Here is a 21,070-nt window from a genome sequence, read left to right as displayed (position 1 = left end):
TAAGGACAATGGAAACTGGCTGTTTGGCAGTGAACAACGTTGACCAGATGACTATGGGGCTGCTCGAAGCGGCAGGTATCGGTTCGGGCATGCGCGTGCTTGATATCGGCTGCGGCACCGGCGCGGTGTCATTCATGGCGGCCGAACGGGTCGGATCGCACGGTCAGGTGATCGGTCTTGATCGGGACGCAGGCGCATTGCAATTGGCACGCGCCAGACGGGCCGAGTTGGGTTTGCGCAACGTCACATTCTCTGAAGGAGGTTTTGACGCGACTGGAATCAGGGACGAGACCTGCGACGCCACTATCGGACGGCGTGTGCTGATGTATCAGCGAGATCCCGTGGCAGCGGTAAGCAGCCTTGCCCGCGTCCTCAAGCCGGGTGGTCGCACCGTGTTCCATGAGCATGACCTGGCCACAATCGAACAGGTCGGAGCGCCTTGGCCGCTGCATGATCGGGTCCGTGGCTGGCTTCGCGATATGCTGTTGGCCGAAGGCGCCGACATCCACATGGGCAGCCATATGCACGCCGTTCTTTCGGAAGCGGGACTGGAGGTGGAAGCGATCCGTGCCGAAGCGAACCTTTTGACACCCTCGTCTCGCTATCCGGTTGCTTCGATTGTCCGCGCGGCGCTTCCGCGCATTGAACGATACTCGATTGCATCGAAGACTGACATCGACATCGATACCCTTGAAGACCGGCTTGCCAACGAGCGGCGGCAGTCCCGACCAACCTGTGTTTGGGAAATCGTTTATTGCGCCCAGGCCCGGAAACGACGTTCTGCTTGATGGCCTGAAAGGTGGGGTCGCAACCTAGTGGCCCTTATACACGGCTCTGGGTTCCTCTCAAAGCCGGGCGACTTTTTGCTTAGATAATACGCTGTTCCAGTTCAGATGGATCCGAGACTTCGACGTACCAGAAATCACGGGCCTCTGGGGGCAGCTTGTCGAGCACCCGCTGGAAATTACGCGCGTTTTTGTACTGCCGCAATGCCCAGGCGGCCGCTTGGATGGCATTATCGGGAGTGAGGTTGTGATGTTTTCGGACGGCTTTGACTTCTTCGACAAGAGAGGCGCGGTCACCAAACGGAAGCGGTTGATCCGAGATGTCCCAATCCTTCACGAAAATCGCCCGGGGAACGCACGGGAGCACACTGGCGAAATCTAGCTCCTCCTGGGCGGTTAAGCGCCCTCGAAACACCTGAAATACCACATCAAGTGCGGTATATGTGTTGTTGTCAGAATCCAGGTACATTCTTCATCGCACAAACACCATTGTTCACTTAATGTTCTCATCAAGGTTGTCTGTTTGACACGAAGGAATCGTCTTATGATTCAGGGAAGCTGTTGCTGTGGGGCGGTAAGATTTGAGCTTTCGTCCGAGCCGTCGATGATGGGCACCTGTCATTGCTCGCGCTGCCGCAAGGTTGGCGCCAGCGTCATCGTCTTCGTGAAGAAGGAAGACCTGAACTGGCTGCAGGGAAAGGAGTATGTGGCGACCTATCGGCCCGCTCCGCCCTACAAGTACGCGCGGTGCTTCTGCAGGTTCTGTGGCACGTCGCTTGGGGAAATCCTCTCGGACGATAACAGTTTTCCGATTGCCGCGAATGCTCTGGATACGGAGTTCGGCGTCAGAAACCAGTTTCACGAATTCGTCTTTGAAAAACCGGACTGGTATGAGATTTGCGATGACGCCCCGCAGTCTGATGGCCATCCACCGTCATAGTCTGGATCGAGTCAGGGCGCGCCCTCAACGAGCTTCATGAGCTTCTCGAATGCCTGGGTCCAGCCGCTTTCGCCCGCTGATCCCTCGGGCACACCGATATGGATCATTGTCATGCGTGTCTTGCCGTCCGCTTCCGCCAGTTCCACAATGACGTCCGTCACGTCCGGCGTACCCTCGGGTATTCCCATGCTGGAGGGCGGAATGAGGATGCCGTCGGCATCACACATGCTCTCGGTATAGACCAGGCGGGTGGGCGCCGTGACCTCTTTGTAGACGCCGATGAACCACATGGACATGGTCCGGTCAGGCGTCTTCATCTCCATGCAGATCTTGCGCTGCCCGCCAACGACGACATCCATTTCCGCAAATGGCACGGTCATGCCCATCGGGCCATACCATTGTTTGAAGAGCGCCGGATCGGTCCACATATTCCAGACCGCATCGATTGACGCCGCAAGCTCGCGTTCGATGCGAACCCATCTTTGAACTTCATTCATCGGAAATCTCCCCGATTTGCTTCAGGACGTCGGCCATGGCATCGAACCTTGCCGCCCAGATATGGCGGTATTGTTCTGTCCATTCGGCGATGGCCTCCAGCGGTCTTGCATCCATCCTGCAAGGTCGAAACTGAGCGTTCTTACCGCGTGAGATGAAGCCTGCGTCTTCCAGAACCCGGATATGCTTCGATACGGCCGGCAAACTCATTGCGAACGGTTCGGCCAGTTCGTTCACGGTCGCCTCGCCCTGTGCTAACCTCGCAAGTATGGCTCGCCGTGTCGGATTGGCGAGGGCCGAGAAAGCCGCATCAAGCTTGGTCTGGTCAGTCATACGTACTTTATTAAACCAGTAGGTTAATAAATCAACTGGTAAAATAAGAAATTCGGAGTGCCGGCCTTGGCAACAGGCGTCACGCAGCAACGCAATCCCCACCGAACGGGCCGAATTGAAGCCGTTGGCCATAAGAAGGCCAACGGCAAGATCTCAGAGCAGCCGGACCGACATGCCGCCATCGGCGACGAGTGGCGTCCCGGTTACGAAACTCGCCCGGTCCGATAACAAGTAGAGCGCAGATTGGGCAATCTCCTTTGGCTCGGCAAGGCGTTTTACCGGATGCAGGCCGGCGATGAATGCATGCGTGTCGGGATCGTCGCCGGCCATCGCCGTCATCGTTCCCCCGGGAAGCACGGCGTTGACGCGAACCCCATCCCCGGCATGTTCCGATGCCAGGGCCTGTGTGAAGCCGATCATCCCTGCCTTGGATGCGGCATAGGCGGCCATCCCCGGCATGCCACCATTGCTGAACCCGACGAATGAGCTGGTAAAGACTATCGACCCTTTTCCTTGCGCGGCCATGACCGGGATCTGGGCTTTCGCCGCGTAGAACGCGCTGGTCAGGTTCGCAGCGATTACCGCGTCCCAGTTCGCCGTGCTCATCGAGGAGACCGGGCCCATGTCGCCCATGATGCCCGCATTGTTGAAGGCACCATCGACCGCGCCGTATTTGTCCAGCGCAAGCGCCACCAGCGCCTTCGAGTAAGCTTCGTCAGTGACATCCCCGGCAAGGCAGGTTGCCCTGCCATTGCTTTGAGTGATCTGCCCGACCAGCTGGTCCAGTTCGGCCTGCCGCCGCGCACCGAGGATGACATTGGCGCCTTCGGCGGCAAAGAGCAGCGCCGCGGCTGCCCCGATGCCACTGCTTGCGCCGGTGGCAATTACGGTCTTGTTCTTCAGTTCCATGATCATGCCTTTCAACTTATTTGCATGACCATGGGTCTATCGGGCCGACCGCCGGCCAATCGACCCGTTTCTTGCTACTGGCACGGGTGTGGGACCCAATGCGCAAGAACCGGGTCGTGGGGTGCTGAGGATCGGGCGGGCACGAGACGATGGCGGGCGGCCAGCGCGGGGCCGCCTGCGCCACGGCCCTGCCGGGCTTTCCCGGCTCGCCCTAACTGGCTGGACTTAAATCCAAAGCCCGGTGCGGTATGCCTCGCACGGTATCGAGATAGGCTTTGAGGCTTTCGACGACGAAGCGGTCCCAGCCGGCCTCGCAGACCTCGTTGCTGTGGAGATTTGGCGCAAGACGCACATGTTCGAAGCGGACCACGGCACTGTTCTCGGTACGAGAGATGTTCCAGATCGCGCGAGTGCCGAGCCATTCGGTCTCGGTTCCTCTGGGCTCGCCTTCGTGCAGGTGCAGGGCCTCGACACATTCCAACTCCACCAGTTCGCCGGGGACAAACCGATGGTATGTCCTAACCGCGTAGGCAATGACCTCGCGAGGGTAGCGAAAGCCTTTCAGGCGCGGCATGCCGGACGGAATGTTCATTCATTGCCTTTAGTCGTCGTCGAAACGCCAGACAACTTGGCAATACCGGACCAACAGATCTCGTGCTTTGAAGGTCAGGGCCACTGCTTGATTGTCTTCGCTGCGGACCTGCACAAACTGCATCGTTGATCGCAGCGCTACCTCGTACATGGCCTCAGCGTCAATCGCATCACTCTTGCTGCCTTTCACAAACGGTTTGATATATTTGGGCGCGATCAAACGAAACGTATGTCCGAGGGCTGCAAATTCTCGCCCCCAATAGTGGCTCTCGGAACAAGCCTCCATGGCAATGGTGCACGTCGGTAGTGTAGCAACGAACAATAGAAGGTTGTTGAGTCTGAGTTGTTTGCGAAAACTACTTCGCCCGAGGAATTGCACCCGTGAAGCTGAAACACATTTTTCGCCAGATCTATGCCAACAAGCTCCAAGTCCGCCATTTTGCTAACCACTTGGTGGAACCCATCTCCAAAACCTATCAGATGAGAGATCAGGGGATGTCCATTCCATCAGATACCTAAACAATATCACAAGATGCGGCATGCTGCTCGAATGATAGTGAAGCGCAGGAAGCGGACGTTGCTAAGCGTGGCGGTGGGCCCATTGCGGGGTTTCGTGATTTACTGCAATTGATCCAAACCGGAGTTCCGTCTCGACAGTATCGTTTTGTAACGTCCAAGCTATCCAGTTCTGTTAGCTACTCGCTTAATCTATCCCCACTACAATAGGTTTGGCTTTCACCTCTTCCAACATCGACAATACTTCGGCTTTCCAACCCGCTTTGATCTTCAAAGCCAATTGAGACGGTGGTCGGTGGTCGGGCACAAGGGTTGCATACTCGTATCTTAGCGGTTTTTCGAACGGTAAGAATACAACCTTTCCATTAGACAGGTTCAGTTCTTGTTCAGTGGCAACGGTCAATGGGTCCATGATCGAATAACACTGTCCTGAACTCACAAAGGGTATCAAGGGCAGAAAGTACTGACAGGTCACCGTTGGATTGTAATTCGCGGATACATCCTGAAACTCTTGCCGAATTTTGCGCTGAAACGGGTGCGCGGCATGCAATCCCCCCATCGGGGCTCCGTCAAGATCGGAAATGGAAACGGTCATGCGCGAAGCAAGCGGGCTGTCACGATCAACGGCGCAAAAACAATCTGCCTGGATCAGTTCTGTTGAATACTGAGGCTCTTTCCCGGCCGAATACTCGAAGTCAGCGAAGCCGAAATCAATATTCTGCGTGCCCGCAAGCTCCATGATCTGAGGCGAACTGCGCGTAGATAATGTGATACGTATCTCGGGGTTCTCGCCGACCGATTGGCTGATGAAACGCGGGAAAAGAAAGGCGGACGGGCCTGGCATTGTCGCGATATTCAGGCTGCCGGAATGCCCCTTGATCAATCCTTCCATCGTGCTGGAAATTGTCGCAAGGCGGTCCAGAATGCCTGCGGTTTCGGCCAAAAGGTAATGTGCTTCGGGGACAGGTACCAATCGCCGTCCCTTTCGCTCGAACAGTGTCAGGCCAAGGGTCTTTTCAAGATTTTTCAAGGCCAGACTGATCGCAGGCTGGGTGCGGTTCAGTTTCCTGGCGGTTTGAGAGATGGAGCCGGTCTCCATCACCTCACGGAAAACGGTCAGCTGCGTAAGGTTCATGAGTCATGTATAAGCTAAACTATAGTTTTGTGAAATATAATAAATTTGTCTTTATGCAATTTGCCTCTACGCTTGCAGGATCGAAATTCGGCCAAACCGAATCTGACCATCCAAAAAGGGAGATGATGATGAAATTTGTGAAATGCTTGACCGGACTGGCCCTGGCGGGCGCGCTTGCCGCCCCTGCGCTGGCGCAGGACCCAACGTTTTTCCGCATCGGGACCGGTGGTGCAGGCGGAACCTACTTCCCTATCGGAGGTACCATCGCAAACGGTATCTCCGCCCCTCCGGGCTCGCGCCCCTGTGAAGAAGGCGGCCAGTGCGGTGTTCCGGGCCTGATTGCAATCGCACAATCCACCACCGCTTCGGTCTTCAACAACGCCGCTGTTCAGAACGGAGAGCTTGAGGCCGGTCTGGCCGCTGCAGACGTCACCCGTTCGATGTATCTGGGCGAAGGCAAGTTCGAAGGCAAGCCGCATCCCAAGCTGCGCATTGTGGCAAACTTGTTCCCGGAGGATCTGCATCTGGTTCTGCCTGCAGGACAGACGATCAATGATCTGGGCGATCTGGAAGGCAAGCGTGTAGGTATCGCGCAAGCCGGTTCCGGTACACAAGTTGCCGTGCTGCAGATGCTGGATGCCTGGGGTGTAAACCGGGACAATATGGATGAGGCCGAGCTGAATAACAGCCAGAGCGCAGAGCGTTTGGCGGATGGTCAACTGGACGCCTATTTCTATGCCGCAGGTTGGCCCGTTGCGGCGATGGTTCAACTGTCATCGACCAAGGGCATGAACTTGCATTCCTTCAGCGACGAAGATCTGGCGAAGATCAACGAGATCATCCCGGCCTATATCCCCTCGGTCATTCCGGGTGGCGTCTATGAAGGGATCGACACCGAAACCAAGACCCCTGCGGTTAGCGCGATGCTGGTTGTCTCTTCGGACCTGTCCGAAGATCTGGTCTATCAGCTGACCAAGGCGCTTTGGAATGACAACACGCGCAAACTGCTGGACAACGGCCATGCCAAAGGCAAGCAAATCACACCTGATACGGCACTGGACGGCGTAGAGGCACTGGGTGTTCCGCTGCACCCGGGGGCCGAGAAGTTCTACAAAGAAGCAGGTCTACTTTAACCTACCACTCACAAAACTGACCTGCAGACGCGATGCCTCAATGGGGGCATCGCACTGTCAAGATGCACCAATATGACAGGGAGGCCATCATGTCCGAGACCCAGCAACCTGATGACCGCGAACTGACGGCCGAAGAACTGGCCGCAATTGAGGAACAGTTCGACGAAGGTGCCGCTGTACGTGAAGTTTCGCCCACCACGGGCAAGGTATTGCGCGTCGTCGCCCTGATCTTTGCGTTCTACGAGTTTTTCACCGCTGGGTTCGGCCTGCCTGCGGACCATTGGCACATGGGTATCTACTTGGCCCTGATGTTCATCCTGGTTTATGCCACCATCCCTATTATCGGCGCCAAGAGCCTTTATGCACTCAAGGTCAGCCAGTTTCGCATTGGGAATGTCCCTCTTTACGATTTGGTTTTCATGGCGCTTGGAATCGTCGCTGCGCTTTATGTTGGCGTTGCATGGCGCGGCATTCCCTTTCTTGGGATCGAGGAACAGACATTCCGCATGGGTAACCCCAACACCTACGATGTGATATTGGGTGTGATCATCATCCTGCTGGTACTGGACATCGCGCGCCGCACTTTGGGCTGGGTGCTGCCGCTGATCATCTGCGTCTTTATCTCATATGCCCTGCTTGGGCCGTACTTCCCCGGCTTGTTGCAGCATCCCGGTGTAAACTTCAAAACCTTCGTGTCGTCGATGTACTTTCCGCAGGAAGGCATCTATGGCGTCACGCTTTGGGTCGTTTCGACCATCGTCTTCCATTTCGTTTTGTTTGGTGTGATCGCGCAGCGCACCGGGTTGGGAAAGTTGTTTATCGACAATGCCACCATTCTGGCGGGTCGCTATACAGGTGGTCCGGCCAAGGTGTCGGTCGTATCATCGGCTTTCTTTGGAACGATCTCAGGGTCCTCGGTCGCCAACACGGTTTCAACCGGCGCGCTGACCATCCCGAACATGAAACGCCTGGGCTACCCCGGCCATTTCGCGGGCGGGGTCGAGGCTGCTTCCTCGGCGGGCGGCCAGATCACGCCGCCCATCATGGGGGCCGCGGCCTTTATCATGGCCGAATTCCTGGAGGTGCCTTACACCACTATTGTCATTGCTGCGATCTTCCCAGCGCTTCTGCACTATATTGGCGTCTTCGCGGTTGTGCACTTGATGGCGCGTAAGCTGAACCTGAAGGGTCTGACAAAGGAACAATTGCCGCAACTCAAGGCTGTCTGGGCTGAAGGTTGGGCTAATATCGTGCCCTTGATTGGCCTGCTGGTGGTGCTGTTTACCGGTTACACGCCATTCATGTCTGCCTTCTGCGGCATATCGCTGGCGGTGATCGCGGGTATGTCGCGTATCAAGCAGCCACCAACGCTGATTTACGCGGCGGCGTTTCTGGCCTTTGTGTTATGGAAGTTCTCGGATGGCGGGTTCGACCTGACAATGACCGCGATACTCTGCGCGCTGTCTGTGACTGCCACACTGAACCCGCAAAAACGTATCGAAGTGCCCGAGATGCTAGCTGCTGTAGAACTGGGCGTAAAATACTCGCTGGCGGTGGGTGCCGCTGCCGCCGCTGTGGGTATCGTTGTGGGTGTGATTAACACCACTGGTATCGGCTTTCGTATCGGATTTATGGTCACGCAAGGGGCAGGTAATCTGGCGGCGGATCTTTATAATATGATCTCGTTCGGCAGCTTCCAGCTGTTTGCAATCGAAGACCTGCAACTGTTCATCTCCCTGATCTTCATCGCTGTCGTCTGCATTTTGATGGGGGCGGGTATTCCAACCACCGCGCTTTACATCATGCTGGTTTCTGTCGCGCAGCCCGCGCTGGCCCAGTTGGGTGTTCCGCCCATCGCAAGCCACCTGTTCGTGCTCTACTACGGCGTGGTGTCCGAAATTACGCCTCCGGTCTGTACATCGGCTTATGCGGCGGCTGCGATCGCCAACTCAAATCCGTTCCGCACCGGGCTGTCCGCGTTTACGCTCGGGTTGGGCAAGGTGATAGCGCCGATGGCATTCGTCTATGCACCGGTTTTGTTGTTCGTGTCCTCCACCGGGTTCGATTTTTGGGAGTTCACATACACTGCGGCAAGCTGCATAGCGGGGGTCATCGCCCTGTCCGCGGCGGTCGTCGGTTATTGGCTGCAACCGCTCAACGTATTGTCTCGTATTCTGATGGCTTTTGCCGGGATCATCTTCGTAGCGCCCACGATAACGGCTGACCTGATCGCGCTGGCAGTAGCGTCACCCGTGATCGTTACGCAGTTGATCGCCCGCACCCGAACTCAAGCAACGGCCTGACATGTCTGAACGTGTAACCATTATCGGCGCCGGGATCGTCGGCATCTGCTGCGCCCTGTCATTGCAGGAACGTGGCAAAACCGTGCGGTTGATTGACCGGGGAGAGCCCGGGCAGGAGACCTCATTCGGCAATGCAGGTGTGGTGTCTCCCTGGTCGATCATTCCCCAGGCCGTTCCCGGCATTTGGAAAAAACTTCCTCAAATGCTGTTGGATCCGAAAAGCGCGTTGTCGGTCCGGACATCCTTCTGGCCGAAGATGATCCCGTGGGGGCTGCGCTTTCTGGGTAAGTCCAGCGAAAAGACTGTGCGCGAAGTTTCGGATGCGATGGAGATTTTGTGCCGTCCGTCCATTGATCTTTATCGTCGGCACTTGCAAGGCACTGGGCACGAGAACCTGATCGTCGACAGCTACTACATTCACGCGTTCCGCAATCCGGAAGAGGCCAACCTAGACGGGCTTGGCTATCTGATCCGTCGGGAAAAAGGTGGTGAGTTGGAGCGTGTTGACGGTACTGAACTACGGCGCCTGGAACCTGCACTGTCCAATGAGTTCAAGGCTGCAATCGTGATCAAAGGCCAAGCGCGCGCAACTTCACCGGGGCGTTTGGGCGCTGTTCTGGCCGAAAAAGCGCGTACCCAAGGTGCCGAATTCGTGCGGACCGAAGTCACCAAGATTAGTCGCGCCGGGGAAAGCGGATGGCAGATTTCCACGTCGCAAGATTCGTTGCACGCGCACCATGTTGTACTTGCCGCCGGGGTGTGGTCTGCCGACCTGCTGAAACCCCTCGGACTACCGGTACCGCTTGTGGCTGAGCGGGGGTATCATATCGAGTTCCCGAGCCCTTCGGCTGTGCTGAACAATTCCGTCATGGATGTGGATGCAAAGATCGTCGCAAGTTCGATGTTGGGCGGACTGAGGGTTGCCGGCACGGCCGAGTTTGGCAGCGTAGACGCACCAGCCAACCCGCGAAAAGAAAAGATACTGACCGATCAGGCCAAATCTTTGGTGCCGGACCTTGATACAGGTGGGGCGAAGTTCTGGATGGGACGGCGCCCCTCATTTCCTGACAGCCTGCCTGCGATTGGGCCGCTCAATGGCAAAGACGGGCTCTACGTTGCGTTCGGGCATTCTCACTACGGCCTGATGATGGCACCGAAAACGGGGGAACTAGTGGCGGATCTCGTGTCTGACCGCAGTCCAAATATCAGTTTGGACCCATTCTCGCTGGCCCGATTTTAGATCTCTAAGTCAAAAGGACCCAAGTACCATGCCAATTTACGAAGGTGGTCAAAACATCTGCGGGGCTTCGATCGGGGTTTTGTGCCTTGAAAGCTATTTCCCCAAACCGCCCGGACACATCAAGAATCCGTCCAGCCTTCCGTTTCCCGTGCTCTACGAAATGATCGACGGCATCACCGTCCCGACCCTGCTGAACAACCCATCGCCTGAGTTGCTTGCCCCCTTTGTTGAGGGCGCAAAACGCCTTGAGGCCGAGGGCGTTCGCGCCATTACGGGAAGTTGCGGGTTTCTGGCTTTGTTCCAAAAGGAACTCGCCGCAGCCGTTTCCGTGCCTGTCTTTGCATCGAGCCTGATTCAGGTGCCCCTCGCCTTCCATATGACCGGAGCCAAGGCCCCGGTGGGCGTGCTGACTGCAAATGCGTCAGCCTTGACGCCAAAGCATTTCGAAGGCGTCGGAGCCGCCGGTATACCCGTCGCGGTGCAAGGATTGGAGGACACCAGCGAATTCGCTGAGGTGATCTTGCGGAATACACGGACCCGCATGGACACCGATGTGATCGAGGCCGAAGTCCTTGAAGCAGCACGGCGACTAAAACACCAAACACCGGAAATCAGGTCGCTGGTACTGGAGTGCACCGATTTGCCGCCATATGCCGCGCGTCTTCAGGAAGAGCTGCAGCTTCCCGTTTTTGACCTTACGACATTAGCACAAATGGCGCATTCTGTAGCGGTCCGGGTACCTTACTCTGGAATGATGCCATGGCAACGCTGACTGCGTCGTGCTTTTAGTGGCGAGAAATGAATTGGATCACCGTTTCGTCAAAAGACGAATGCGCCCGATTCTGGGCTCCGGTTCTGAAGGTGTAGACGCCCGCGCTGGCCTCGGTGTGCCATTTTAGGTTTGCAAACAACCTGAATGGAGGCGTTTATGGAAGATATTAGTATGATTGGCCTGGATTTGGCGAAGAACGTTTTCCAGGTGCACGGAGCGGATGGATCAGGTCATCCTGTTTTTCGGAAGAAATTGCGCAGGGGTCAGGTCCTTGAGTTCTTCGCAAAGCTGCCGCGTTGCGTGGTTGTAATGGAGGCCTGTGCCAGTGCGCATTATTGGCCGCGCAAGATCAGTCGCTTGAGTCACGAAGTCAAGCTGATCCATCCGGCCTACGTGAATCCATTCGTCAAATGTCAAAAGAACGATACGGCCGATGCGGAAGCGATCTGCGAAGCCGCGAGTAGACCAACTATGCGCTTTGTTGCCGTGAAAAGTGAAGAGATCCAGGCGTCCGCAATGGTTCTGCGGGCCCGGGAGTTGCTGGTTCGGCAGCGGACGTTCGCTGAAATCTGCTGAACGGCAGAGTTGCGGACCCAAGCCGCCCTCTGATGGTATCGCTTGAATGTCTGCGTTACATTGGAGCGGTCGTCGCCTAGAACAGCTTGCAATTCTATTGCGACAGAAACCCGAATAGTGGATGTCCATGTCCGACACAATCCTTGCTGCTGAACCAACTATCCGCCTTATTGCCTTCTTATCCGTCCTGGCGGCGATGGCACTTTGGGAAGTGGCCGCACCCCGGCGAAGACGGGATATTCCGCGCGTTATCCGATGGACAAACAACCTTGCGCTCGTGGTGCTCGACACCGCCATCCTGCGGCTGACCTTTCCAATCCTCGCAGTTGGTCTCGCAGCTATGTCCGAGGATCGCGGATGGGGGCTCTTCAACAACATCGAGGCGCCGGTTTGGGTTGCCATCGTGGCCTCCATGCTGCTTCTCGATCTCGCAATCTACCTTCAGCATGTGATGTTCCACGCCGTACCGGGGCTTTGGCGTCTGCACCGGATGCATCACGCCGACCTCGATTTTGACGCGACCACTGGCTTGCGTTTCCATCCGGTAGAAATTCTCATCTCGATGGGGATCAAGCTGGCGGTTGTAGCAACCTTGGGGCCGCCCGCTGTCGCCGTGCTCCTGTTCGAGGTGATCGTGAACGCTACTGCGCTCTTCAATCACGCAAACATTGACTTGCCGCGTCCGGTGGATCGAATACTTAGATGGATCGTCGTCACTCCAGACATGCACCGAGTCCACCATTCCGTTGATCCAAGCGAGACCAACTCGAACTTTGGGTTTAATCTACCGTGGTGGGACCGACTTCTAGGCACTTACGTTGCGCAACCCGAGATGGGGCATAAGGGCATGGAAATCGGCATCGAGCAGTTTCGCACACGCCGAGACCTCTGGCTCGACCGAATGCTGATTCAGCCGCTGCGCGGCCCGGCGAGCGGAGGTGCCCTCGACACCCCGAGCCAACGGAAGCGATCTTCATCTGTCTCGTCCGGGCAAACCAAGCTTGGCACTGACCAAATAGACCAATAGCGTTGAGACTGTAGCGCGTGGCGTCTGTCCCGCTGATCCCCAGGGCGTCGCGGGCTGGTTTCGCAACCGCGAACTTACGCCCCGACGGATCGTGCATGAAAGCGGAATGTTGTCGATCTTGTTGCAGCGCGGCCTCGCCGGTCTCGGTCTGCCTGCGACCTGCATTGTTGCCCTCAAGGCGCACAAGAGCTTGTCGGCACGGCTCAACAAGTCTGACGCCACCTATGCCGAAGGATTGGCGCAGCTCGCCCGAACCGGCTGGTTCACTGCGGTGCATATCCGCAGCGAAGAGGTCGACCGGCTGCGATGCCTTGTCGGTGCCCTTGAAAGGCTGATCCGGCAGCGCAAGGACCTCGAAGGTCACATCCGTGGCGTCCTCAAAACCTTCGGCATCCGTATGATCGGTATTGGCCATTCTCCATCGAATTTGGGTCGATGGCACCGTATTCCGGCTCGACGCTGCACTGAACATGGACTGATCGTCTGTTAATCCACCTGTTGCCTGCCTGATAGCAGGCCTTCGAGGTCTCGCAGGGACGTGGTTCCGATGATGTCGTGGTCTGGACCGTCGCTGAATCTAGTCATGCACGCCTATGAGATGGGCACATCGGAAATACATCGAACCAGCATCATGTTGGCAGCCGTCGCGCTGACCACGACCCGAAGCATGTACCCCAAGGATCTCAATCGAAGGCCGTGACAGAAAGCAGAGCGGACACTAACAAGGTAAAGTTACACCGCCATGGCGGATCAATCATGCTACGCAAAACAGCTTGACTGGGACGGCTCCGTTACCGAAGTCCTGACCCTAATGGCTTCGCAGAGGTGAGTGCGAGTTGGCCGCATTACATTTACCCAAATGCTCATTGATCCTTGTCAAGATTTGCGTGGGCAAGAAGTGGTACAGTCACTGGTAATTAAGGGGGTGCTCATGGAAGAGTTGGTTGAATTCGGAAGATCATTCGTCCAGGCCATGCGTAAGCGCAGGGGCCTTGGAAGTGTTGATGAAATGTATGCTGAAAACGCACAGTCGATAGAGGCAGTTGTGCCTCCAGTTCGCCAATTCCGCGTTGCAAAGGGTCGAGAAGCCATAAAGGGAAAAAGAGGGGATTGGTTGGCATCGCACGAAATTCAAGAACTAGACGTGGATGGCCCCTACGTCCACCCACCCAACCGCTTTGGAGTGCGCTTCAGGGCTGAAGTGGTTCAGAAGGCTACGGGTGAGCGTATGACCCTGCGCGAGATCGCAATGTATTCGGTGGCAGAAGGCAAGATTGTGCTGGAAGAGTTCTTCATGCTGCCTAAGTAAGAAGAGCGACTAACAACATCTTCTATTTGTTGGTTTAATCAGTGCGCATGGCTCTTGGGCGAATTGAAATTCCGGACGGAGGTCGGGAATGCAACACAGAACAGTGGCATATTATGTAGGAGTTGATGCTGACGACGCGTCGATTTTGGAATGCGCTGAAACTGCCCGTATTCAGAACGGCCACTTGATTTGTGTAATGATCGCGGCTTTACCTAACCTGCCTTACTTAAAGTATGGATCAAACAGGTTCGTTGAGGGGGGTCTTCCCTCAAACTGGTTGGATGTTCTTAACGCGCAAAATGCCGCCTTGATGTCCCGCGCCACTGAAGTTGAAGCGTTTCTGGTCGAGCAGGGCGTACCGGCAAATGTAATCGCCTTTATGGGATCTGGAGCAGAGTTACAGCATCTTGTGGCAGGACAAGCAAATTGCTCTGATATCGCTTTTCTAGACGCTGAGTTGCGAAAAGACCCCGATTTATTTCACAAGATCGCGTGCGGAGTGTTGTTTCATTCGCCGGTCCCCCTGATGATCAATGGAGATCCGTTTGCCCAACGCGACTGCATTTTTTTGGCATGGAATGATAGCCTGCCTTCGTCTAGGGCTGCGCATTTAGCTTTACCCTATTTTCTGGCGGCCAACGAAGTTGTGATTGGGTGTTTTGATTTGCCGTCGCCTGATGACGTAAAAGATCAAGTGCCCGGAACTGACATTGCTGGATGGCTCAGCCATCACGGTTGCAACGCGACCGTGTCGCAGTTCCCATGTGGTGGGGCTTCGATCGAACACTGCATTCAAGAACGCGCAAGAGAATTGGGGGCCGACCTCGTTGCTATGGGCGCTTATGGGCATTCTCATTTGCGTGAGTCAGTTTTTGGGGGAACGACGCAAGCAATGTTAGAGCAGACGAGGTTGCCAGTGCTTTTCGGACACTGATTAAACGAACCGGCGACTGTGATTTGCTGGGAGCCATAGCTAAAAATGTTCACCTGCAGATGCGGGAGCAGCCAGTTGTTATTAGGAAATCGCTTGAGATTGATGCTGGTTTGCCCGACTGTTTCAGCCAAGGAAATCTATTACAATTGACGTCAGTTCGTCCCAGTCAGTAAATTCCCGTGCCCCATCTTGTGGATCGATTTTTCGACCTAGCAAGACAACGTGCTTAAGGACCTCCCTCTCAAAATACCCGTAGTTCTCGGGCCTCACCGCGCCTGCGATCAACGCCGTCGCATTCGGTTCAAAACCTGTTCGCATAAACATTTCGTTGAGATAGTCGCGTGCTTCTTCTCGACCTGACGCGAAAGAAGCTTTTAGACCAACGGAAAGCACGAGAGACTTTCGTTTAGTTAGGGCATCTCTGTTTGAAGTGACAAAAGCCTCGAATGACTCGGGGTGCCTACGTTCGTGGACAGGGGCCAGAAGAACAACCTTGACCACACCGTCAAGCGATACGTGGCCAGAGAAATCATCGGTATTGATCAGGTTTGTTTTGAAACCGGCATTCTTCGCGACATTACAGATGAAACGCGCAATCTTTGCTGTGTGGCCTTCGACGGTAGCGAAGGCGATGAGTACGGTCATTCCGATCCTCCCAAAATCGGCCTGAATAGATTTTTTATTATGAGTAAGTGGCGAGCGTTGCCCTTGATCTCCATCAAAGGCGTTTCTTGGGAGCATATCGGGATAGTTGTGGTACGTAATTGCTGTCCAAGCGGAGAATGATTTTGAGGAAGTTCGCGACGACAGCTATTTCCAAGAGAACTTGCTTGTTTCGGCTGACAATTTTGAAACTAGCAAGGCCAAATGGTCCGTTTTGCTATCTTAAGGAAAAGGTCAAGGCAGCGGTGAAAATTGTAAAACTGATACACCACACCGAGAACTTCACCTGTTGGCGCGCGGGCAGGTTTCTGAGCAATCTAATCATAGTCAAACCTTTCAGACAAAATCCGGTAGGACGCGGTGCCCCGTGCGATTAGATGATCTTCGACGACGTCCATCATGGCAGGGGGGCCGCAGAGAACATAAAGCCAGCTTTCAAATTGCTTAGAAGATAAATTGCGGTCCAATAGGGGACCGTCGACCAAACCTGTTTCTCCGCGCCAATCCTTTGGCGGTTCGGATAGAACAAATACTGTATCTTCCTTGGATAACTCCTGGCGATAAGCAATCTGTTCCACGACCCGGTTGCCATAGATAAGCTTGATATCCTGCCGTGTCCCACTCGCCCTTGTCTGACGCAAAATGCTCAGCATCGGCGCGATCCCGACGCCACCTGCGATCAGTACAATGCCTTTCTCAGGACGGTGGTCGATCGACAGATTTCCGTATGGGGCGTCCAGATAGACCGGGGTTTGCGGAGCGATCTTTCCGAGGCCGCATGTGAAATCCCCAAGCTCCTTGATCATGAATGAAACTTCGGGTCCTTCGGCCGGTGCAGAACTAATCGAGAATGGGTTCTCGTGTAGCGAGAAGGCACTGTGGCCGACATTTAGCCAAGCAAACTGCCCTGCTTTGAAGGTCAGTCCGTTGTGACCATCGGGCTTGACGCGCAACTCCCATTGCCTCGGTGTTAGTCGACACACAGAAGTGACGTGCCACGGCCTTTTCCTCTGACACAAAGGACGAACGAGATAGACATACAGTGAAGCTCCAACTGCAATACTGGTCAGGGCAAGCCAGAGATACGTCAATAGCGGATGCCCACCGTAGCGCCCAGCATATACCGTGTGGTGCAATAGCAGGCAGGCAATCCCCAAGGCTCCCAGCCCGTGTAAGAGGCGCCATGTCTCGTATTTGTAATCAAGGGATTTACGGGCAATTGCCGGGGCGACCAGAATGAACAGTAAAAAATAAGCGCCGATGCCAGATACCAGCGCAGAAAAGTCGGTCGTAATCGTAAGTTGGTGTGTTTCATCCCACGGGCGGCGTCCGCCAGAAGGCGTTCCCTGATACAGCAGCGGGTGTATAAGCGCAAAGCCGAGTGCGGTACGCGCCATCAACTGATGCACCCGCATGGTCACATCCATACCCAAACTACAAGAGATGAACCGGAACCGCCCAGACAGGACGAACTCCACCAGGATTATTGAAAATGCAAGCATTCCAAGCCCGGACCCGAGATCTTGATGAAATGGTCGCGGTGGCCATCCCAAGGACCAAGAAAAACCCAAGGGAGCCAAGATCAGCAAAACGTAAATCAGCGCCAGATACGGCCATTTCATACGGCTTTGTTCCACTGTGCTAAAGGTAGGCAACTCGGGCTCATTCAGGATAAACGCTAAGCTGACCTGGGACTCCGATCAAGCCTACTGAGATTGGTCTTAATTTCAGCACGACATGGCAAGTTTGTTGGCTGTCGGTTCTTGTTTCTGTTGGCTCAGCCGGTTCGTGCGATTTGGCAAAAGCTGAAGCTGCATGCTTGCGCAAGATCAAGGTTCTTAACCGCGTTTTCTGTCATAATGTTACGCGCGCGAAATCCGACCAAAGGAGGAGGTTCAAAAAATGTTAGAAGACAAAAAGTCCCCGCAACTTTTCACTGGAACGCATCCGCTCTCAGACAATTTTCGACGTGAAATGGAAACCCTGATGTCGCGTTTTTTTGGAGCAAGATCACCTTTCCTACCAATGGAAACGGCTGCGCAACGCACGGGTTTTCCGTCTCTTGATATGACGGGTGCAATTTCACCGGCGATTGATATCCAAGAAACGGATTCTGCGATTGTTCTTACGGCTGAATTGCCGGGGCTCGAAGAGGATGACGTCGAAATTGAAGTCAAGGACCGCAGGCTAATCCTGCGCGGTCAGAAGAAGATTGCGCATGATGAAACGGGCGATCTGCGTGTCAGCGAAAGAAGCTATGGCAGCTTTTCTAGAGCCATGACGCTGCCAGACACCGTGGAAATCGACAAGGTTTCAGCAACATTCGACAAAGGCGTTTTGCATATCGAAATGCCGAAGACTAAGCCTCGGGATCCAAGTCGTAAGATAAAGGTATCGTCGAAATAGACGGCCTGCTGGTTCGCAGCTGTCCTTAAACATGACAGCACTGAGGGCCGATCATCGGTCGGCCTTTTCGAGTTGCGGACCTATAAGTGTTATTGGTTGAATCCGGGCAGACATCGTAAGTGTTTGCAATTATGCTGTTTCTGAGCACTCGTACGTGGCCATACGTTCGGTGTTGCAGCGTGGTAGAATGTCTTCACGCGATTGGATAGGCGTAGTGCTGATCCTGCTGTTCGCTAAACCGTCCGCCAGACTTGTCGAGGCGCTGTTACCCGACAGAGGTGCAGAGTTAACTAGATCTCTAGATCCTCTCATTCCTGGGATCCTAGAAATAGCTGTGGAAACAACAAAAGCTAAAGTCGAACAAATTGTAAGGGCCGAAGTGGCACACTTTCGGTCATGTATGGGGACATCTCAGCCAAACGGAATCGACTTTGTGGGGGGACAACGTTGAGACTGCTGTGTCCGAAGCGCGCTCGTACATAGACAAGATGAAACTGTTCAGCAGGTCCGATTTAGAGATATCCAGTATCAAGGGTATGTACCATATCCTCGGTCATCTTGATTGGCTGCTCTACCGGTGTAGCCAAGATTATCGGATAATCGAGTTGCCGAAGGACCGGCGTTTGAAACGGCTTGCTTCGATGATAGTTCCAGAAACTGACAGTTACTTGGAAACCGACTATCCAGAGAAACGTGAAAACACGCTGAACCGTGTTCGCCGTTTTCTACGACGGAAAAGGAAGCTTCGCAGAGACTTGCTCATTTCCGACGTTGCGACTGACAGCCTGCCAGACGGAGTGGTATCGGTTCGGTTGCGTGCTCTCAGATGGTTGCATTGAGTGTCTTATCACCTTTGGCAGAATTCTCAGGCATATGAACGTATCGGAAGGAGCATCATCTGTGGACGCAGGTGGTGAGGTCAATGTCGAGATGGCGCAATTGGATGTTCGCCTGGATTAGATTTGGCGCGTGCTCAAACTCTATTCCAATGAAACGCCAAAGTTCTTACTGGAGTGAATAAAATGAGCAAGGTCAAAGAAGTTTCCTTGGGATACTGTTTAATTGAATCTTCATCAGAGGTAGGGAATTGGAGGAGCATATGCAGTTTTTTCTAGGAATTTTATTGGCTTTGTTCACCACGGCACCTGCACTGGCGCAGGACGTCAATGTCAGTGCCGGAAGTGATTTGTACCGGAAGTATTGCTGGCAATGCCATGGTTTCGAAGCAACTGGGGATGGGCCGATGGCCGAAATGCTTGCTATTCGAACACCCGACCTCACCAAGCTGGCGAGTGAAAACGATGGAGTGTTTCCTATAGGCCGAATAGCTGAACAGATTGATGGTCGTTCACAATTGCTCGCCCATGGGGGCGAAATGCCAATCTTTGGTGCGGTGTTTGAGACAGACCAACAAATCGCGTTAGCTTTGCCTAATGGGCAACCAATGATGGTAGGCCTGCCGTTGGCGAATTTGCTCGCCTTTCTTGAATCGATCCAGGCTGAATAGTCACTGACTAATCTGCTAATCTGTATCAGCCGTGTGTTTGATAGACATGAGAGTCAATGGCGGCCCTACCACTTCGAAGGCCACAGTACTGGCTAAGGTAAAGGCCAAGATGGACGCGGCCCAATTCGGAAATTGCTCTCCGGCTACAAGGGCCATTCCAACCGCGACACCGGCCTGCGGCAGCAACGCGGGACCATACCAGGGGGCCTGACGGCGAGGCAGGCCCCCAATTCTTGCCCCGCAATAGCCCCCAACTAGGCGGGACACTATGCGCAGGATCAGGAAAAGTGCACCGACCCAGCCCATCAAGCCAAAGGCTTCAATATTCAACGTTGCGCCAGCCAGCAGGAAGAAAAGGATCATAAATGGCCACTGAATGTGCTCGATTTCATGAAAAGCACGGTCATGATGGCGGGCCAGATTCCCGATAACTGCGCCCACAACCATGCCTGTTAAAAGGAACGAAACTTCCAGCCATAATGAAAGACCTGCTGTAAGAAAGACGATTCCCACCGCTTCGGCTTGCATTGGCTCCCCCGGGTTTAAGCGACCAGTTAGGTAAGCGGACGGTACGCCTAGTGCTGCACCCAATAAAATGGCGCCCCCAAAATCCCACATCGCCGTGATCGTGACCGTGGCCAAACCGTCATAATGACCGGCCAGAACCAAGGCGATGCTGAAAACGATCAGACCCCAAGCGTCATCAATTGCGACAACGCCCTTTAAGGTCTCGGTGAAGCTGTTGGACACTCCAGATTGTTTGATTACGTCAGTCATGGCGGCCGGAGCCGTAGCTGTGGCAATTGCCGCCAGCACCAACGCTAACCCGAAGGGTACGCCAACTGCAGTTAGTCCAGCCGACACGATAAGAAAGGTCGCAATTACAATCGATATCGAAATCGTCAGAATGGCACGGCCATGCCGAACCAGGTTCTCTCGGGTTAAAGATCCTCCAAGAAGAAACGCGACCATCGTCAAGGCCACAATGGATACCTCGTCGAACCAAATGGCAACGTCGAGTGGGATCAACCCCATCCCGGCGTTCCCTGCGATCAGACCGAGGAAAAGTAAGGTTGTAACACGAGGAAGATGCGTGGCCCTGCCAAGCTGGTCGGCCGCCAATCCGGCAAGGAAGAGGACACCAAGGGTAATCAGAAAGCCGGCAACGTGCATAGAAAACCAAGCGTTAAGTTCATGTCTAGACTACTCTAACTCCAACTCCGCCTACTAGGGTCAGGATGCATTGATTTCCCGAGCGCTGCGTGTTTCACGGCGCCGAAAACAGAGCGGTGACATGAGCAGTCTTTTCTGGCTGACCGACGCACAGATGGCGCGTCTGAAACCCTACTTTCCAAAGTCGCACGGTAAGCCAAGGGTCGACGACCGGCGGATTCTGAGCGGGATAATTTTCATCAACCGCAATGGGTTAAGGTGGCGCGACGCTCCTGAAGCCTATGGTCCACACAAGACGCTTTATAGCCGTTGGAAGCGCTGGA

Annotated in this window: 22 protein-coding genes and 2 pseudogenes; 14 read left to right on the top strand and 10 right to left on the bottom strand. The window is 54.7% G+C overall.

The genetic code is table 11. The features are described from left to right. The first annotated feature begins 8 nt into the window (after positions 1 to 8). Complete coding sequence (locus ACR0BK_RS18415) at positions 9 to 788, top strand: methyltransferase domain-containing protein (protein ID WP_480555847.1); 780 nt, start codon at positions 9 to 11, stop codon at positions 786 to 788. 79 nt (positions 789 to 867) lie between these two features. Here ACR0BK_RS18415 and ACR0BK_RS18410 read toward each other — a convergent pair whose 3' ends face one another. Beyond that, entirely contained in the window at positions 868 to 1,254 is a 387-nt protein-coding gene (locus tag ACR0BK_RS18410; RefSeq protein ID WP_480555846.1) for a DUF2267 domain-containing protein, read from the bottom strand. Positions 1,255 to 1,329: 75 nt separating this feature from the next. Here ACR0BK_RS18410 and ACR0BK_RS18405 point away from each other — a divergent pair, with 75 nt between their 5' ends. After that, entirely contained in the window at positions 1,330 to 1,725 is a 396-nt protein-coding gene (locus ACR0BK_RS18405; RefSeq protein ID WP_480555845.1) for a GFA family protein, read from the top strand. An 11-nt stretch (positions 1,726 to 1,736) separates the two neighbouring features. Here ACR0BK_RS18405 and ACR0BK_RS18400 read toward each other — a convergent pair whose 3' ends face one another. From ACR0BK_RS18400 to ACR0BK_RS18375, 6 genes and pseudogenes are all read right to left on the bottom strand, one after another. Next, positions 1,737 to 2,222 carry an SRPBCC family protein gene (locus ACR0BK_RS18400; protein WP_480555844.1) on the bottom strand — a complete coding sequence of 162 codons (486 nt, stop codon included), beginning with the start codon at positions 2,220 to 2,222 and terminating at the stop codon, positions 1,737 to 1,739. Beyond that, positions 2,215 to 2,685 (bottom strand): ArsR/SmtB family transcription factor, encoded by a 471-nt coding sequence (locus tag ACR0BK_RS18395; RefSeq protein WP_480555843.1) that lies wholly within the window; start codon positions 2,683 to 2,685, stop codon positions 2,215 to 2,217. Before ACR0BK_RS18395 ends, ACR0BK_RS18400 begins: the two co-directional genes overlap by 8 nt. Positions 2,686 to 2,706: 21 nt before the next feature. Next, the gene (locus ACR0BK_RS18390; RefSeq protein ID WP_480555842.1) at positions 2,707 to 3,462 is read right to left on the bottom strand and encodes an SDR family oxidoreductase; all 756 of its coding nucleotides are present in this window, start codon (positions 3,460 to 3,462) and stop codon (positions 2,707 to 2,709) included. A 502-nt stretch (positions 3,463 to 3,964) separates the two neighbouring features. After that, a pseudogene (locus tag ACR0BK_RS18385) lies at positions 3,965 to 4,054 on the bottom strand (IS6 family transposase); the annotation flags it as partial. A 9-nt stretch (positions 4,055 to 4,063) separates the two neighbouring features. Further along, positions 4,064 to 4,339: a hypothetical protein gene (locus ACR0BK_RS18380; protein ID WP_480555841.1), complete on the bottom strand. Its 276-nt coding sequence runs from the start codon at positions 4,337 to 4,339 to the stop codon at positions 4,064 to 4,066. Between the two features lie 417 nt (positions 4,340 to 4,756). Further along, positions 4,757 to 5,704 (bottom strand): LysR family transcriptional regulator, encoded by a 948-nt coding sequence (locus ACR0BK_RS18375; RefSeq protein ID WP_480473598.1) that lies wholly within the window; start codon positions 5,702 to 5,704, stop codon positions 4,757 to 4,759. A gap of 128 nt (positions 5,705 to 5,832) precedes the next feature. Here ACR0BK_RS18375 and ACR0BK_RS18370 point away from each other — a divergent pair, with 128 nt between their 5' ends. The 9 genes and pseudogenes from ACR0BK_RS18370 to ACR0BK_RS18330 all read left to right on the top strand — a co-directional run bounded on the left by ACR0BK_RS18370 (position 5,833) and on the right by ACR0BK_RS18330 (position 14,998). Next, entirely contained in the window at positions 5,833 to 6,837 is a 1,005-nt protein-coding gene (locus tag ACR0BK_RS18370) for a TAXI family TRAP transporter solute-binding subunit (RefSeq protein ID WP_480555840.1), read from the top strand. A gap of 89 nt (positions 6,838 to 6,926) precedes the next feature. Continuing rightward, a complete protein-coding gene (locus ACR0BK_RS18365; protein ID WP_480555839.1) occupies positions 6,927 to 9,140 on the top strand; it encodes a TRAP transporter permease in 2,214 nt (737 codons plus the stop codon). Position 9,141: 1 nt separating this feature from the next. Beyond that, positions 9,142 to 10,380, top strand: coding sequence for an NAD(P)/FAD-dependent oxidoreductase (locus ACR0BK_RS18360; protein ID WP_480555838.1), 1,239 nt, complete (start codon positions 9,142 to 9,144; stop codon positions 10,378 to 10,380). Between the two features lie 28 nt (positions 10,381 to 10,408). Then, positions 10,409 to 11,152 carry an aspartate/glutamate racemase family protein gene (locus ACR0BK_RS18355; protein WP_480555837.1) on the top strand — a complete coding sequence of 248 codons (744 nt, stop codon included), beginning with the start codon at positions 10,409 to 10,411 and terminating at the stop codon, positions 11,150 to 11,152. A 156-nt stretch (positions 11,153 to 11,308) separates the two neighbouring features. After that, a pseudogene (locus ACR0BK_RS18350) lies at positions 11,309 to 11,710 on the top strand (IS110 family RNA-guided transposase); the annotation flags it as partial. A 145-nt stretch (positions 11,711 to 11,855) separates the two neighbouring features. Continuing rightward, entirely contained in the window at positions 11,856 to 12,755 is a 900-nt protein-coding gene (locus ACR0BK_RS18345) for a sterol desaturase family protein (protein WP_480521439.1), read from the top strand. Between the two features lie 91 nt (positions 12,756 to 12,846). Beyond that, positions 12,847 to 13,245 carry an IS110 family transposase gene (locus tag ACR0BK_RS18340; RefSeq protein WP_480521441.1) on the top strand — a complete coding sequence of 133 codons (399 nt, stop codon included), beginning with the start codon at positions 12,847 to 12,849 and terminating at the stop codon, positions 13,243 to 13,245. A 441-nt stretch (positions 13,246 to 13,686) separates the two neighbouring features. Next, entirely contained in the window at positions 13,687 to 14,064 is a 378-nt protein-coding gene (locus ACR0BK_RS18335) for a SnoaL-like domain-containing protein (RefSeq protein ID WP_480521443.1), read from the top strand. Positions 14,065 to 14,152: 88 nt separating this feature from the next. Beyond that, a complete protein-coding gene (locus ACR0BK_RS18330) occupies positions 14,153 to 14,998 on the top strand; it encodes a universal stress protein (protein WP_480555836.1) in 846 nt (281 codons plus the stop codon). Positions 14,999 to 15,121: 123 nt separating this feature from the next. Here the strand turns inward: ACR0BK_RS18330 and ACR0BK_RS18325 are convergent, their stop codons facing one another. After that, on the bottom strand, positions 15,122 to 15,643 hold the full coding sequence (locus ACR0BK_RS18325; protein ID WP_209508037.1) for a flavodoxin domain-containing protein: 522 nt from the start codon (positions 15,641 to 15,643) through the stop codon (positions 15,122 to 15,124). A 335-nt stretch (positions 15,644 to 15,978) separates the two neighbouring features. After that, complete coding sequence (locus ACR0BK_RS18320; protein WP_480555870.1) at positions 15,979 to 17,163, bottom strand: ferredoxin reductase family protein; 1,185 nt, start codon at positions 17,161 to 17,163, stop codon at positions 15,979 to 15,981. 400 nt (positions 17,164 to 17,563) lie between these two features. Here ACR0BK_RS18320 and ACR0BK_RS18315 point away from each other — a divergent pair, with 400 nt between their 5' ends. Continuing rightward, positions 17,564 to 18,067, top strand: coding sequence for an Hsp20/alpha crystallin family protein (locus ACR0BK_RS18315; RefSeq protein ID WP_480555835.1), 504 nt, complete (start codon positions 17,564 to 17,566; stop codon positions 18,065 to 18,067). A gap of 1,099 nt (positions 18,068 to 19,166) precedes the next feature. After that, positions 19,167 to 19,574 (top strand): c-type cytochrome, encoded by a 408-nt coding sequence (locus tag ACR0BK_RS18310; protein ID WP_480521453.1) that lies wholly within the window; start codon positions 19,167 to 19,169, stop codon positions 19,572 to 19,574. A 15-nt stretch (positions 19,575 to 19,589) separates the two neighbouring features. Here the strand turns inward: ACR0BK_RS18310 and ACR0BK_RS18305 are convergent, their stop codons facing one another. Then, positions 19,590 to 20,747: a cation:proton antiporter gene (locus ACR0BK_RS18305; RefSeq protein WP_480555834.1), complete on the bottom strand. Its 1,158-nt coding sequence runs from the start codon at positions 20,745 to 20,747 to the stop codon at positions 19,590 to 19,592. A gap of 121 nt (positions 20,748 to 20,868) precedes the next feature. Between ACR0BK_RS18305 and ACR0BK_RS18300 the strand changes: the two genes are divergently transcribed. Continuing rightward, the coding region (locus ACR0BK_RS18300; RefSeq protein WP_480555833.1) for a transposase at positions 20,869 to 21,070 on the top strand (202 nt) is incomplete at its 3' end.

Source organism: Ruegeria sp. AF1, assembly GCF_056542125.1.
This window is presented reverse-complemented; position numbering and strand designations above follow the sequence as displayed.

Excerpts from the sequence above, each read along its gene's own strand:
- ACR0BK_RS18320 (WP_480555870.1), bottom strand. The coding sequence starts at position 17,163 with ATGCTTGCATTTTCAATAATCCTGGTGGAGTTCGTCCTGTCTGGGCGG.
- ACR0BK_RS18305 (WP_480555834.1), bottom strand. The coding sequence starts at position 20,747 with ATGCACGTTGCCGGCTTTCTGATTACCCTTGGTGTCCTCTTCCTTGCC.
- ACR0BK_RS18330 (WP_480555836.1), top strand. The coding sequence starts at position 14,153 with ATGCAACACAGAACAGTGGCATATTATGTAGGAGTTGATGCTGACGAC.
- ACR0BK_RS18405 (WP_480555845.1), top strand. The coding sequence starts at position 1,330 with ATGATTCAGGGAAGCTGTTGCTGTGGGGCGGTAAGATTTGAGCTTTCG.
- ACR0BK_RS18355 (WP_480555837.1), top strand. The coding sequence starts at position 10,409 with ATGCCAATTTACGAAGGTGGTCAAAACATCTGCGGGGCTTCGATCGGG.
- ACR0BK_RS18315 (WP_480555835.1), top strand. The coding sequence starts at position 17,564 with ATGTTAGAAGACAAAAAGTCCCCGCAACTTTTCACTGGAACGCATCCG.
- ACR0BK_RS18335 (WP_480521443.1), top strand. The coding sequence starts at position 13,687 with ATGGAAGAGTTGGTTGAATTCGGAAGATCATTCGTCCAGGCCATGCGT.
- ACR0BK_RS18345 (WP_480521439.1), top strand. The coding sequence starts at position 11,856 with ATGTCCGACACAATCCTTGCTGCTGAACCAACTATCCGCCTTATTGCC.
- ACR0BK_RS18365 (WP_480555839.1), top strand. The coding sequence starts at position 6,927 with ATGTCCGAGACCCAGCAACCTGATGACCGCGAACTGACGGCCGAAGAA.
- ACR0BK_RS18370 (WP_480555840.1), top strand. The coding sequence starts at position 5,833 with ATGAAATTTGTGAAATGCTTGACCGGACTGGCCCTGGCGGGCGCGCTT.
- ACR0BK_RS18380 (WP_480555841.1), bottom strand. The coding sequence starts at position 4,339 with ATGGAGGCTTGTTCCGAGAGCCACTATTGGGGGCGAGAATTTGCAGCC.
- ACR0BK_RS18390 (WP_480555842.1), bottom strand. The coding sequence starts at position 3,462 with ATGGAACTGAAGAACAAGACCGTAATTGCCACCGGCGCAAGCAGTGGC.
- ACR0BK_RS18360 (WP_480555838.1), top strand. The coding sequence starts at position 9,142 with ATGTCTGAACGTGTAACCATTATCGGCGCCGGGATCGTCGGCATCTGC.
- ACR0BK_RS18400 (WP_480555844.1), bottom strand. The coding sequence starts at position 2,222 with ATGAATGAAGTTCAAAGATGGGTTCGCATCGAACGCGAGCTTGCGGCG.
- ACR0BK_RS18410 (WP_480555846.1), bottom strand. The coding sequence starts at position 1,254 with ATGTACCTGGATTCTGACAACAACACATATACCGCACTTGATGTGGTA.
- ACR0BK_RS18395 (WP_480555843.1), bottom strand. The coding sequence starts at position 2,685 with ATGGCCAACGGCTTCAATTCGGCCCGTTCGGTGGGGATTGCGTTGCTG.
- ACR0BK_RS18325 (WP_209508037.1), bottom strand. The coding sequence starts at position 15,643 with ATGACCGTACTCATCGCCTTCGCTACCGTCGAAGGCCACACAGCAAAG.
- ACR0BK_RS18415 (WP_480555847.1), top strand. The coding sequence starts at position 9 with ATGGAAACTGGCTGTTTGGCAGTGAACAACGTTGACCAGATGACTATG.
- ACR0BK_RS18310 (WP_480521453.1), top strand. The coding sequence starts at position 19,167 with ATGCAGTTTTTTCTAGGAATTTTATTGGCTTTGTTCACCACGGCACCT.
- ACR0BK_RS18375 (WP_480473598.1), bottom strand. The coding sequence starts at position 5,704 with ATGAACCTTACGCAGCTGACCGTTTTCCGTGAGGTGATGGAGACCGGC.